Origin of the sequence: Pseudomonas sp. NFACC14, assembly GCF_900106885.1 — a bacterium.
Taxonomy (GTDB): domain Bacteria; phylum Pseudomonadota; class Gammaproteobacteria; order Pseudomonadales; family Pseudomonadaceae; genus Aquipseudomonas; species Aquipseudomonas fluorescens_AA.
In genome coordinates this window covers 1-13,929 of sequence record NZ_FNOA01000012.1, presented here as the reverse complement: position 1 = coordinate 13,929, position 13,929 = coordinate 1, and the positions used below count along the sequence as shown (strand labels likewise).

10 protein-coding genes are annotated in these 13,929 nt (G+C 62.7%); 4 read left to right on the top strand and 6 right to left on the bottom strand.

Annotated features, from left to right (window positions below):
* Both BLU85_RS18245 and BLU85_RS18240 read left to right on the top strand, forming a co-directional pair.
* A complete protein-coding gene (locus BLU85_RS18245) occupies nt 1–1,743 on the top strand; it encodes a PTS fructose-like transporter subunit IIB (protein ID WP_092202147.1) in 1,743 nt (580 codons plus the stop codon).
* Between the two features lie 198 nt (nt 1,744–1,941).
* Nucleotides 1,942–3,483 carry an alkaline phosphatase D family protein gene (locus BLU85_RS18240; RefSeq protein WP_092202149.1) on the top strand — a complete coding sequence of 514 codons (1,542 nt, stop codon included), beginning with the start codon at nt 1,942–1,944 and terminating at the stop codon, nt 3,481–3,483.
* 140 nt (nt 3,484–3,623) lie between these two features.
* Here BLU85_RS18240 and BLU85_RS18235 read toward each other — a convergent pair whose 3' ends face one another.
* The 6 genes from BLU85_RS18235 to BLU85_RS18210 form a co-directional block, all read right to left on the bottom strand.
* Complete coding sequence (locus BLU85_RS18235) at nt 3,624–6,149, bottom strand: PepSY domain-containing protein (protein ID WP_175497012.1); 2,526 nt, start codon at nt 6,147–6,149, stop codon at nt 3,624–3,626.
* A gap of 330 nt (nt 6,150–6,479) precedes the next feature.
* Nucleotides 6,480–7,643 carry a type III PLP-dependent enzyme gene (locus BLU85_RS18230; RefSeq protein ID WP_092202153.1) on the bottom strand — a complete coding sequence of 388 codons (1,164 nt, stop codon included), beginning with the start codon at nt 7,641–7,643 and terminating at the stop codon, nt 6,480–6,482.
* A gap of 502 nt (nt 7,644–8,145) precedes the next feature.
* Nucleotides 8,146–9,303, bottom strand: a complete 1,158-nt coding sequence (locus BLU85_RS18225; protein ID WP_092202155.1) for an osmoprotectant ABC transporter ATP-binding protein OsmV — start codon at nt 9,301–9,303, stop codon at nt 8,146–8,148.
* On the bottom strand, nt 9,300–9,953 hold the full coding sequence (locus BLU85_RS18220; protein WP_092202157.1) for an ABC transporter permease: 654 nt from the start codon (nt 9,951–9,953) through the stop codon (nt 9,300–9,302). Before BLU85_RS18220 ends, BLU85_RS18225 begins: the two co-directional genes overlap by 4 nt.
* Before the next feature lie 15 nt (nt 9,954–9,968).
* A complete protein-coding gene (locus BLU85_RS18215; protein WP_092202159.1) occupies nt 9,969–10,871 on the bottom strand; it encodes a glycine betaine ABC transporter substrate-binding protein in 903 nt (300 codons plus the stop codon).
* A 25-nt stretch (nt 10,872–10,896) separates the two neighbouring features.
* Nucleotides 10,897–11,613, bottom strand: coding sequence for an ABC transporter permease (locus BLU85_RS18210; protein WP_092202161.1), 717 nt, complete (start codon nt 11,611–11,613; stop codon nt 10,897–10,899).
* A gap of 331 nt (nt 11,614–11,944) precedes the next feature.
* Here BLU85_RS18210 and BLU85_RS18205 point away from each other — a divergent pair, with 331 nt between their 5' ends.
* On the top strand, nt 11,945–13,528 hold the full coding sequence (locus tag BLU85_RS18205; protein WP_092202163.1) for a peptide chain release factor 3: 1,584 nt from the start codon (nt 11,945–11,947) through the stop codon (nt 13,526–13,528).
* Between the two features lie 240 nt (nt 13,529–13,768).
* Nucleotides 13,769–13,929, top strand: a 161-nt coding sequence (locus BLU85_RS18200) for a transposase (RefSeq protein WP_139212813.1), incomplete at its 3' end; no start/stop codon positions are given.

Sequence of the window (13,929 nt, the reverse complement as noted above, 5' to 3'; positions counted from 1 at the left end):
ATGAAACTAGCCATTGTGACGGCCTGCCCGAACGGCATGGTTACCAGTGTTTTGTGCGCCCGCCTGCTGGACGCCGCGGCGCAGCGCCAGGGTTGGAGCACCAGCGTCGAGGTCCATGACGCGGCCCATCCGGAACGCCAGTTGTCGGCGGCGACTCTCGAAGCGGCGGAGTGGGTGTTGCTGGTCGCCAGCGGCCCGGTGGACCTGTCGCGGTTCGTCGGCAAGCGGGTGTTCCGCAGCACACCGGCCCTGGCCCTCCAGGACGTGGATGCGGTGTTGCGTCGTGGCGCCGTAGAGGCTGAGGTTCTGGGCGAGGCGGATGTGTTCGCGCAAGAGCCGTCGGCGTCGGCCGAGCGTGCCCCGCGCCTGGTCGCCATCACCGCATGCCCAACGGGCGTCGCCCATACCTTCATGGCCGCCGAGGCCTTGCAGCAGGCGGCGACGAAGCTTGGCTATGACCTGCAAGTGGAAACCCAGGGTTCGGTGGGGGCGCGCAATCCGTTGAGCGCCGAGGCCATCGCCGAAGCGGACGTGGTGCTGCTGGCGACCGACATTGAAGTCGCCACCGAGCGGTTTGCCGGCAAGAAGATCTACCGTTGCGGCACGGGCATCGCCTTGAAACAGGCCGAAGCGACGCTGAACAAAGCGCTGGTCGAAGCTCGCCAGGAAAGTGCGCTGAGCGGCGCCAGCGCCCCGGCCAAGTCGGAGAAGACCGGCGCCTACAAGCATCTGCTGACGGGCGTGTCGTTCATGCTGCCGATGGTGGTGGCCGGTGGCTTGATGATCGCCTTGTCGTTCGTGTTCGGCATCGAGGCCTTCAAGGAGCCTGGAACCCTGGCGGCCGCGCTGATGCAGATCGGCGGCGAGACCGCGTTCAAGTTGATGGTGCCGCTGCTGGCCGGCTACATCGCCTATTCCATCGCTGACCGGCCGGGCCTGGCGCCCGGCATGATCGGCGGGATGCTGGCGAGCACCCTGGGCGCCGGCTTCATTGGCGGGATCATCGCCGGTTTCCTGGCCGGTTACGCGGCCAAGGCGATCAGCCGCTACGCGCGCTTGCCCCAGAGCTTGGAAGCGCTCAAGCCGATCCTGATCATTCCGCTGCTGGCGAGCCTGTTCACCGGCCTGGTGATGATCTACATCGTCGGCAAACCGGTGGCGGGCATGCTCGAAGCCTTGACCCACTTCCTCGACAGCATGGGCACCACCAATGCGATTCTGCTGGGCGTGCTGCTGGGGGCGATGATGTGCGTCGACCTCGGCGGACCGATCAACAAGGCCGCCTATGCGTTTTCGGTGGGGCTGCTGGCTTCGCAGAGTTATGCACCGATGGCCGCGGCCATGGCTGCCGGCATGGTGCCGCCCATTGGCCTGGGCATCGCCACGTTCATCGCCCGGCGCAAATTTGCCCAGACCGAGCGCGAGGCCGGTAAAGCGGCACTGGTGCTGGGACTGTGCTTCATCTCCGAAGGCGCGATCCCGTTCGCGGCCAAGGACCCGCTGCGGGTGATCCCGGCGAGCATCGCCGGCGGTGCGCTGACCGGTGCACTGTCGATGTACTTCGGCTGCAAGCTCATGGCCCCCCATGGCGGCCTGTTCGTGATGCTGATCCCCAATGCCATCAACCATGCGTTGTTGTACTTGCTGGCGATCGTGGCGGGGAGCCTGCTGACGGCAGTGGCATACGCGCTGCTCAAGCGGCCCGAGGTGGTGGAGATGGCGTTGGAGCCGGCGAAGGTCTGAGCGCTTCTTTGAAGCAATGAAATCTCCCTGTGGGAGCGAGCTTGCTCGCGATAGCGGTGTATCAGTCGACAACTGGGTTGGCTGACACTCCGCCATCGCGAGCAAGCTCGCTCCCACAGTTGGTTTGGGGGCATGAAATCCTGTCACACCCACTTCACACAGCCATGCTTAAGTTTTCCCATTTCAAGGGAGAACACCATGAGCGAATTCGACCTGGGCCGTCGTCGGGTGATGCAAGCCGTGGGGGCGGGGTTGTTGTTGCCGGGGCTGGCGCCGGCGGTGATGGCTTCGGTCAAGGATCGTCCGGTGCTCACCGACGGTGTGCAGTCTGGCGACTTGCAGGGCGACCGGGCGATGATCTGGAGCCGCAGCGACCGTCCGGCGCGGATGGTGGTGGAGTGGGACACCCGCAGCAAGTTCACCAATCCCCGTCGCTTCGTCTCGCCCGTGGCCGATGCCCGCAGTGATTTCACCGCCCGGGTCGAACTTACCGGGCTGCCCCGCGACCAGGCGATTTTCTACCGTGTGCATTTCGAAGACGCCCAAAGCGGGGTTGCCAGCGAACCCTGGCTCGGCCACCTGCGCAGCGTGCCGCAATTCAAGCGCAACATTCGTTTCGTCTGGAGCGGCGACACCGTCGGCCAGGGTTTCGGGATCAACCCGAACATCGGCGGCATGCGCATCTACGAAGCCATGCGCCTGCGCCTGCCGGATTTCTTTATCCACAGCGGCGACACCATCTACGCCGACGGCCCGGTGCCAGCGCAAATCACCGCCGAGGGTGGGCGCATCTGGCGCAACCTCACCACCGAGGCCAAGAGCAAGGTCGCCGAGACCCTGGATGAGTATCGTGGCAACTATCGCTACAACCTGATGGATGAAAACGTACGCCGCTTCAATGCCGAAGTGCCGCAGATCTGGCAGTGGGACGACCATGAGGTGGTCAACAACTGGTCGCCGGGCAAGCAACTGGACGAGCGTTACCAGACCAAGGATATCCACAGCCTGGTGGGGCGGGCGCGCCAGGCCTGGCTGGAGTACGCGCCGATGCGCCGGCAGAAGGCCGACGGCGGCGGGCGGATCTACCGCAAGCTCGGTTACGGGCCACTGCTGGATGTGTTCGTGCTGGACATGCGCAGTTACCGCGAAGCCAATGACGCCAACCTCGGCGCGGCCAAACCGTTCCTGGGGCGTGAGCAATTGAATTGGCTCAAGCGCGAGTTGAAGCAATCCCGCGCCCAGTGGAAAGTCATCGCCGCCGACATGCCCATCGGCCTGGGTGTGCCGGATGGCGAGGTCAGCCCCGGCGTGCCGCGTTGGGAAGCAGTCGCCAACGGTGACCCGGGCGCGGCCCAGGGGCGTGAACTGGAGATCGCCGAACTGCTGGGTTACCTGCGCAAGCATCAGGTGCGCAACTACGTCTGGCTCACTGCCGATGTCCACTATTGCGCCGCCCATCACTACCACCCCGAACACGCCGCGTTCCAGGATTTCGAACCGTTCTGGGAGTTCGTCGCCGGGCCATTGAACGCCGGCAGCTTCGGGCCCAACGCCCTGGACAAGACCTTCGGCCCGGAAGTGGTGTTCCAGAAAGCCCCCCCGGCCCAGAACACCTCGCCGTTCGCCGGGTATCAATTCTTTGGCGAGGTGAACATCGATGGGCCGAGCGGGGAGATGAGCGTGGTGTTGCGGGATCTGGAAGGGGTGGCGGTGTTTGAGAAGAAGTTGCAGCCCGTGTGAATTTCAAGCACACCAGGAACCAATGTGGGAGCGAGCCTGCTCGCGATAGCGGTGTGTCAGCCGACAAGTATGCTGTCTGATACTCCGCTATCGCGAGCAGGCTCGCTCCCACAGGGATTAATGTTCTAGTTGACTACCTTTCAGTAGACATCCCGCCGATACCGCCCCTGCTCGATCAGTCGCTCCACTTCCTCGCGCCCCAGGACGTTGTTGAGCACGTGATCCACCCCGGATGCCATGCCCTGCAAGCTGCCGCAGACATAGATCGCCGCGCCGTCGGCCACCCATTGCTTGAGCAGCGCGGCCGATTCCAGTAGACGGTCCTGGACGTAGATCTTCTGCTTCTGATCCCGGGAGAAGGCCAGGTCCAGGCGTTCCAGGTCGCCGGAGGTCACCCATTCCTGCAACTCATCGCGGCAGTGGAAATCGTGCTCGCGGTTGCGCTCGCCAAACAGCAGCCAGTTGCGCTGCATGCCCTCGGTGACGCGGGCCTTGAGCAGGCTGCGCAGGCCCGCCAGGCCGGTGCCGTTGCCCAGCAGGATCATCGGCACGCCCTGGGGCGGCAGATGGAAGCTGCTGTTGCGACGCAGCCGCAGGCTGATGGCGCTGCCCAGCGGTGCGTGTTCGGTCAGCCAGCCGGAACCGACGCCCAGGCTGCCGTCGACGTGACGTTCCTGGCGCACGATCAGCTCCAGCACGCCGTCGGCCGGGATCGAGGCGATGGAGTATTCGCGCATGGCCAGCGGTGCCAGCGCCTCCACCAGCGCCTGGGCATGGAGGCCGACCAGGTGGGCGCGGTTTTCCGGCAGTTGGCGGGTCGCCAGGGCCTGATCGAGGCTCTGGGGCAGGCCATCGACTTGCACACGCGCCTGGCCGGAGAGGCCGAGGCCATCGAGGAAATGCTCGATGGCCTCCAGGTCATTGCGCGGCAGGATTTCCACCAGGTCACCGGCCAGCCAACTGCTCGGCCCGGGGGCGGTGAGGCCCAGCAGGTACACGCCCGAGCCGCTGCTGTCGGGGTTGAGCAGGGTGCGTTGGCTGAGGGTCCAGTTTTCAAAACTGGGGGGCTGCCAAGTGTCGGCAGGCGCCTGTCCGGTCAGTTCGGCCAGTTGTTGTTGCCAGTGACGCAGGGCATAAGGGTCGCCGCTGTCGACTTCCACCGGCGCGAACAGGGTCTTGCCGCCGTGCTCCGCCAGCCAGGCGTGCAGGCGCCGGGCGAAACCGCAGAAGTGTTCATATTGCCGGTCGCCCAGGCCCAGCACCGAATACTGCAAGCGCTCCAGGCTCAAGGCCTGGCCCAGCACCTTGCGTTCGAAGCCGCGGGCACTGTCCGGCCCTTCGCCGTCGCCAAAAGTGCTGACGACAAACAGCGCATGGGTGGCGTTGTTCAGGTCTTGCTCGCGAACACCGGCCAATGGCTGGACCTTCACGGGCAAGCCGGCGGCCTGGAGTTGGCCGGCAGTCTGCCAGGCCAGTCGCTCGGCGAAACCGCTCTGGCTGGCGAAGCCGATCAGCCAGGCCGGCGCATCGGTCGGGTTGGCGCTCAGGGCCTGGCGGGCGTTTCTGGCCTGGCGTTTCTTGCGGCGACGGTCCAGGTACAGCAACCAGCCAGTGATGAAGAACAGCGGCATGGTCAGCGCGGCGACGGTCACCAGGATCCGCCCGACCAGGCCGAAGTAGCTGCCGATATGCAGGGCATAGACACTGGTCAGCAACTGCGCCTTGAGGCTCTTGTCGCTGTAGCGGCTATGCCGGTTGATGACACCGGTGGCCGGGTCGAGGATGAGCTGGTTCAGCGCCCGGTCGTGAGGTGAGTTTTTCAGCAGGTAAAGCACGGTCGCCGGCTGCCCGGCCACGGGCGGCATGCGCACGTTGTAGGCGGACAGGCCCGGGCCGGCGGCGCTGTAGATGCTGCTCCACATGGCCCGGTAATCGGCCACGGGCAGTGGGCCGCTTGGCGCCGGGCCGCGATTGCGCACCCGTTCCTCTTCCGGTGAATCGGAGAGCAGGCGGGTCACGCCTTTGTTGTACCAGTCGTAGGACCAGGTCAGCCCGGTCAGTGCCGCCAGCAGATAGAACACCAGGCACCAGGTGCCCGCCACCGAGTGCAGGTCCCAATTGAAGCTACGGCCTTTTTTCCCCCAGTCGAGGGTCAGCCAGGCGCGCCAGCTTTTCCATTGGCGTGGCCAACGCAGGTACAGCCCGGACAGGCAGAAGAACACCAGGATCAGCGTGCAGGCCCCGGTGATTTGCCGACCCACGTCATCCAGGGTCAGGACGCGGTGCAGCCTGAGCATCAGGCCAAAGAAATCCTGGCCGGTCACCTCACCCATGAACTGTGCGGTGTAGGGGTCGAAATAGCGCATGGCATCACGTTTTTCCCCGGGAGGCGCCGCGAAGATCACCCGCGCGGCGTTGCCGCTGTCGGTCTCGACCCAGAGCATGGCGACGGTCTTGCCGGAGGCGGCTTCGATCTGCTCCACCAGCTCGGCGGGCGGCAAGACGCCGGCCGGTTGCTTCTCGACCGTCAGCACTTGCGGGTTCAAGGCCCGCAGGATTTCATCCTGAAACGACACCACCGCCCCGGTAACGCCCATCAACGCCAGGACCAGCCCGGCACTGATGCCGAAAAACCAGTGCAACTGGAACAGGGTTTTCTTCAACACGTCGCCCGCCTTGTTCATCTATTACTGTTCATCACGGTGCGCATTATGCCGTGTGTTATCGAGAAGCATTCATAAACACACCTAAAAGGTGTCGATCAGTGATGAGATGAGCGACAAAATCCTGTGGGAGCGAGCTTGCTCGCGATAGCGGCCTGTCAGCCACATCACTGTCGGCTGACCCACTGCTATCGCGAGCAAGCTCGCTCCCACAGGGGATACGCGGTTTCATCAAGAACAAAAACAAAAAAACGGCGCTTTCCATTTCTGGAAAAACGCCGTTTTTATTACGCGACAGGGCCGGAACGATGGACGTTCAAGCCCCCGAACGCATTACACGTAAAACGATTTCAGCGGCGGAAAGCCATTGAATTCCACCGCGCTATAGCTGGTGGTATAGGCCCCGGTCGACAACCAGTACAGGCGATCGCCAATGGCCAGGTTCAACGGCAGACCGTACTTGTAGTTTTCATACATGATGTCGGCGCTGTCGCAGGTCGGCCCGGCGATAACCACTTCTTCCATCTCGCCTTTCTTCTCGGTCCAGATCGGGAACTTGATGGCTTCGTCCATGGTTTCGATCAGGCCGGAGAACTTGCCCACATCCGTGTACACCCAGCGCTCGACAGCGGTACGGGACTTGCGCGCCACCAACACCACTTCGCTGACCAGGATACCGGCGTTGGCGATCAACGAACGGCCTGGCTCCAGGATGATTTCCGGCAGGTCGTCGCCGAAGTCTTCCTTGAGGAAGCGGATGATTTCCTCGGCATAGGTGTCCAGGCTGTTGGTGCGGGTGATGTAGTTGGCCGGGAAGCCGCCACCCATGTTGATCAGCTTCAAGACGATGCCGTCTTCTTCCTTCAGACGCTCGAAGATCACCTTGACCTTGGCGATGGCCGCGTCCCAGACACTGATGTCGCGCTGTTGCGAGCCGACGTGGAACGAAATGCCGTACGGCACCAGGCCCAGGTCGCGGGCCAGGATCAGCAGGTCCATGGCCATGTCGGTCTGGCAGCCGAACTTGCGCGACAACGGCCAGTCAGCGGTGGTCGAGCCTTCGGTGAGGATCCGCACATAGACCTTCGAACCCGGCGCGGCCTTGGCGATGTTGCGCAGGTCGGCTTCGGAGTCGGTGGCGTACAGGCGCACGCCCTTCTCGTAGAAGTAGCGGATGTCGCGGGATTTCTTGATGGTGTTGCCGTAGCTGATCTGGTCCGGGCCTACGCCACGGCTCATGACTTTATCCAGCTCGTAGATCGAGGCGATGTCGAAGTTCGAGCCTTTGTCCTTGAGCAGGTCGATGATTTCCACCGCCGGGTTGGCCTTGACGGCGTAGTAGACCTTGGCGAATTCGAAACCGGCGCGCAGGTCGTCATAGGCCTGGGCGATCATCGCGGTGTCGATCACCACGAACGGGGTTTCCTGCTTGTCGGCGAACGCTTTCATTTTCTGGAAAGTTTCGCGCGCGAAATAATCTTCGACCTGGATCGACATACTTGGGACTCCTACTGGCAAACATCAGGATCAATGGGTGTGAGGGCAAGCAGCCCTCGTGAACGTCCTCCGTATCCCCACTTTGGTTCGCCTACTTCCCAAGGCATTGCCGCCGAAAGCAAAAAGGCCATGGGATACATGATTCCCTTGGCCTTGCTGTCTCGTCGTCAGTACTTGAGCCGGATGGATCGTTTCCAGCATGGACGTTCGGCGCGAACTTTAGGGCGTGAGGGGCCTGAGATCAACTAAAAATGTCGCGTTTTTGCACACATCCGTCGTGCGGCCCGCGACAGCTCATGATGTAACCGACCTGCGTGACAGATTGATGTTCCCGCGGGATGGAAAATCGGGGCGTTTCGGGCAGAGACATCATTTTGGTGACCACCCTGGAAACTGTGGGAGCCGAGCTTGCTCGCGATAGCGGCGGCACAGCCAACACTACCGCCAACTGACCCACCGCTATCGCGAGCAAGCTCGGCTCCCACAGGGTTCGTTGGGGCGATCAGGCCTGCGCAATCTCCGCCGGCGAAACGATGCTGGTCTTGCCCCCACGGGATCTCCCGGAACTCAGGTATTCGGCGATGGATTCCTGAGTGACCTCGCCGAGGAACACCCGCTCGGCGTCCATCACCGGCAGCCACGAGCGGTTGAACTCGTACATGCGCGACAGCAGGATCCGCAGGTGTTCGTCGTAGGCGGCAGTGGCATTGAATTCCCGCAGGTACTGCGCGCAGGTGCCGGTCTGGCGATACAGGTCGCGCCGTCGCACATAGCCCAGGGCCTTGTTCTCGGCGCAGGTGACCACCACGTAGCGACGGTCATGTTCGTCCATCAGCTCCAGCGCCTCATTCACCGGCGTTTCCGGGCTGACCGACGGTGCGTTGTCGGCGGCGTCTTCGGCCTTGACCAGCAACAGGCGCTTGAGCGTGCTGTCCTGGCCGACGAAGTTGCTGACGAACTCGTCGGCCGGATGGGCCAGCAACGTGTCCGGGTGATCGCACTGGACCAGCTTGCCGGCGCGGAAGATCGCGATCTTGTCCCCCAGCTTGATGGCTTCGTCGATGTCATGGCTGACCATGATCACGGTCTTGTTCAGCGCCCGCTGCATCTCGAAGAACTCGTTCTGGATCATCTCGCGGTTGATCGGGTCCACCGCGCCGAAGGGTTCGTCCATCAGCAACAGCGGCGCATCGGCCGCCAGGGCCCGGATCACGCCGATCCGTTGCTGCTGCCCGCCCGACAGTTCACGGGGGTAGCGATGCAGGTACTGCTTGGGCTCGAGCTTGATCATGCTCATCAGTTCGCGGGCACGGTCGTGGCACTTCTGTTTGTCCCAGCCCAGCAGGCGCGGGACCACGGTGATGTTTTCCTCGATGGTCATGTTCGGGAACAGGCCGATCTGCTGGATCACGTAGCCGATGTTGCGGCGCAGGGTCACTTCGTCCAGGTCGGTGGTGTCTTCGCCGTTGATCAACACCTTGCCCGAGGTGGGCGGGATCAGGCGGTTGATCATCTTCAGCGTGGTGCTTTTGCCACAGCCCGACGGCCCGAGGAACACGCAGATCTCGCCTTCGTTGACGATCAGGTTCACCGAGTCGACGGCCTTGACGTCCTTGCCGTTGCTCTTGAAGGTTTTGCTGAGGTTTTGAAGTTCGATCATTTCAATAGTCCTTTTGGGGTCAGCGAGCGTTGCAGCCATTGCAGAAGCAGGTCGGCGAAGATGGCCAGGAGACTGACCAGCACGGCGCCGACGATCAGCATCGACATGTCGCTGCGGCTGATGGAAGCGAGGATGAGCACGCCCAGGCCACCGGCGCCGATGGTGGCGGCGATGGTCATGACGCCGATGTTCATGACCACGGCGGTGCGCACGCCGGCCAGGATCACCGGCATGGCGATGGGCAGTTCGACCATGCGCAGGCGCTGGGCGAAGGTCATGCCGATGCCGCGGGCGGCTTCCCGGATGCCCGGTTCGACGCCGGTCAAGGCCAGGTAGGTGTTGCGCATGATCGGCAACAACGAATAGAGAAACACCGCGGTGATCGCCGGCATCGGGCCCAGGCCCTGGCCGAACTTGGAATAGAACGGCAACAGCAGGCCGAACAGCGCGATCGACGGAATCGTCAGCAGCACCGTGGCGCTGGCCTGCAACGGTCCGGCGAGCGCCGGGAAGCGGGTCATGAAGATACCCAGGGGCACACCGACGACAATCGCCAGGGTCACGGCGATGCCCACCAGGGTGATGTGCTGCCAGGTCAGGTGCAGCACCAGCGGCCAGTCCAGATGGGAAAAGGCGTCAAGAAAATCCATGGCTTTTCCTCCAGGTCATTGGGTTGAGAGCAGCGAATGTTGGCGCAGGAAATCGGCGGCAACGGCGGAGGGGCTTTCATGGTTGACGTCCACGCGGGCGTTGAGCTGGCGCATGGTTTCATCGTCGAACAACTCGGCCAGGGGCTTGAGCTGCGCGGCCAGTTGCGGGTGCGCGTCGAGGAACGCCTGGCGCACCACCGGCGCGGCGGTGTAGTCGGGGAAATAATGCTTGTCGTCTTCCAGCAACTTCAGCTTGAACGCGTTCAGCCGGCCGTCGGTGGTGTAGACCAGGCCGGCGAACACCTGGCTGTTGCGCAGGGCGGTGTAGACCAGGCCCGCGTCCATCTGCCGGATGTTCTTGCGGGTCAGGTTCATGCCGTACTGCTCGACCATGCCCGCCAGGCCGTCGGAACGGTTGGCGAATTCGGTGTCCAGGGCCACCAGGTGATTGTCATCGGCTTCGGCCTGCAACACCGTGTTCAACTGGCTGATGGAATTGATCTGCGGATATTGCTGCGCGACTTTTTCCGGCAGCGCCAAGGCGTAGGTGTTGCTGAATTTCGACGGTGCCAGCCAGGCCAGGCCCTTTTTGGCGTCGAGTTCTTTCACTCGGGCGTAGGACTGGGCGCTGTCGAGTTTTTCCGTGACGTGGTTGTAGGCCACCAGCGACACGCCGGTGTACTCCCACAACAGGTCCAGTTGCCCGGTTTCATGGGCGCTGCGGGCCAGGTTACTGCCCAGGCCGCCGGTGATCTGCGCGTCATAGCCCTTGGCGCGCAAATATTGCGCGGTGATTTCCGCCAGCAGTGTCTGCTCGGTGAACACCCGGGCACCGAGGCGGATCAGCGGTTTTTCAGCGGCTTGGGCGAACCCTGCGAACAGCAGGACACAGCCCAGTATCAAGCTCAACTTCTTCATAAACGATTTCCTTTTTCCAGCCGGCTTATGACGGTCGCAGACCGCGTTCCAGCCAGAGGCGGCTGGCCAGTGTCACCAGGCCGTCGAGCAGCAGCGCCAGCAGGGCGGTGCAGGCCGCGCCGAGCAACAGCTGCGGCTGGTTGTTCAGGGCGATGCCGGGGAAGATCAGGCTGCCGAGGCTGTTGGCGCCGATCAGGAACGCCAGGGGCGCGGTGCCGACGTTGATCGCCAGGGCCACGCGCACGCCACCGACGATGATCGGCACGGCGTTGGGCAACTCGACTTTCCACAGCACCTGGCGTGGGGTCATGCCGATGCCGACGGCGGCTTCCTTGAGGGAGCCCTGGACATTCTTCAGGCCTTCATAGGTGTTGCGCACGATGGGCAGCAGCGAGGCGAGGAACAGGGCGAAGATGGCGGGCCCGCTGCCGATGCCCAGGATGCCCAGGGCGATGGCCAGCACGGCCAGGGGCGGTACGGTATTGCCGATGTTGAACACTTGCATGAAGCGTTCGGCGCGCCCGACCATGCCGGGACGGCTGAGGGCGATGCCGGCGGGGATGCCGACAACCAGGGCCGCCAGCATGGAGGCCAACACAAGCATCAGGTGCGCTTGCAGGTAAAACAGCAGATCGTCGCGGTAGCGTTGGATCGTATCGATGCCGATCCAGTGGATCAACAGGGCCAGGAGCGCGACGACGACCGCACCCCCGATAAGCCCTTTGCCATAGCGGATAGCCACAGGCGGACTCCTTTGTCTTTCAGTCGGCGCACGCTTTCCCGGGCGGAAAACCATCACGGGTTGCCGGAAAAACGTTCGCGAGAAGCAGCTCTTTTCGAGGCCGGTAAACGGTCGTCGAAGTGAGCCATGAGCGCAGCCCCGTCAGGCTAACTTGCTGATTTTCCAGACCCTGACGGTTGCTCGTATCAGGGTGGTGGACGCCTCCACGCGGCAAAAGGTTCCCATGCAAGGGATGATCTGGCCACCCTGGATGTGCTCAACGGTTCGGTTCCTGGCACAAGTTGAGCTATAATCGCCGCCCTTTTTTGAATCACCTGCCAGGCGATTTCCCATGACCAAACAGGCCGCCGAAGTCGCGAAACGCCGCACTTTCGCCATTATTTCCCACCCCGATGCCGGTAAGACCACCATCACCGAGAAGCTCTTGCTGATGGGCAAGGCGATTGCGGTCGCCGGCACGGTGAAGTCTCGCAAGTCCGATCGCCATGCCACCTCCGACTGGATGGAAATGGAAAAACAACGGGGTATCTCCATTACCACGTCGGTCATGCAGTTCCCGTATCGCGATCACATGATCAACCTGCTCGACACCCCGGGCCACGAAGACTTCTCCGAAGATACCTACCGCACCCTGACGGCAGTGGACTCGGCCTTGATGGTCCTCGACGGCGGTAAAGGCGTCGAACCACGGACCATCGCGCTGATGGATGTCTGCCGCCTGCGGGACACGCCAATCGTCAGTTTCATCAACAAACTCGACCGCGACATCCGCGACCCGATCGAACTGCTCGACGAGATCGAAGCGGTCCTGAAGATCAAGGCGGCGCCGATCACCTGGCCGATCGGTTGCTACCGCGACTTCAAGGGCGTGTACCACCTGGCCGACGACTACATCATCGTCTACACCGCCGGGCACGGGCACGAGCGCACGGATGTCAAGATCATCGAGAAGCTCGACTCCGACGAGGCCCGCGCGCACCTGGGCGATGAGTACGATCGTTTCGTCGAGCAACTGGAGCTGGTGCAGGGCGCCTGCCACGAGTTCAACCAGCAGGAATTCCTCGACGGCCAACTGACCCCGGTGTTCTTCGGTACCGCCCTGGGCAACTTCGGTGTGGACCATGTGCTCGACGCGGTGGTCGATTGGGCCCCGCGCCCGCTGCCACGCGTCGCCAACGAGCGCACCGTGGAACCGGTGGAAGAGAAATTCTCGGGCTTCGTGTTCAAGATCCAGGCGAACATGGACCCCAAGCACCGCGACCGTATCGCCTTCATGCGCATCTGCTCCGGCAAATACGACAAGGGCATGAAGATGCGCCACGTGCGCACCGGCAAGGACGTGCGCATCGGCGACGCCTTGACCTTCTTCTCCTCGGAGCGCGAGCAACTGGAAGAAGCCTTCGCCGGTGACATCATCGGCCTGCACAACCACGGCACGATCCAGATCGGCGACACCTTCACCGAAGGCGAAACCCTGGGTTTCACCGGCATCCCGCACTTCGCCCCGGAACTGTTCCGCCGTGTACGCCTGAAGGACCCGCTCAAGTCCAAGCAGTTGCGCCAGGGCCTGCAGCAGCTGGCCGAAGAGGGCGCCACCCAGGTGTTCTTCCCGGAGCGCAGCAACGACATCATCCTCGGCGCCGTCGGTGTGCTGCAGTTCGATGTGGTCGCCAGCCGCTTGAAAGAGGAATACAAGGTCGAATGCTCCTACGAGCCGATCACCGTGTACTCCGCCCGTTGGGTCGAATGCGGCGACAAGAAAAAGCTCGAGGAATTCTCCAACAAGGCTGTGGAAAACCTCGCGCTGGACGGCGGCGGTCACCTGACCTACCTGGCCCCGACCCGGGTCAACCTGGCGCTGATGGAAGAGCGCTGGCCGGATGTGAAATTCCGCGCGACCCGTGAGCATCACTAAGCATCAAGTGTGACCCACTGTGGGAGCGAGCTTGCTCGCGATAATAGTGGGTCAGCTTGCCTGGATGTTGAATGGGCGGCCCTCATCGCGAGCAAGCTCGCTCCCACATTGGTTCTGTGCCAATCCTCAATCTCTCGGTCACGCATAACCCCTTGTGGGAGCGAGCTTGAACTGGCCTAATGATTTTGGACACTTCAATCGGGCGCTATGATGGCGCCCAAATCTGAGGTGTTTTTGGTTATGCGTAAATCTTACTCCAGTGAGTTCAAACTCAAAGCGGCCAGCATGGTGCTGGACGAGGGACAGTCGGTTCCCGAAGTCTGCGCCAGCCTGGATATTGGGCCCACGGCGCTTCGCCGCTGGGTCGATCAGGTTCGCAAGGAACGCTTGGGTTCGACCCC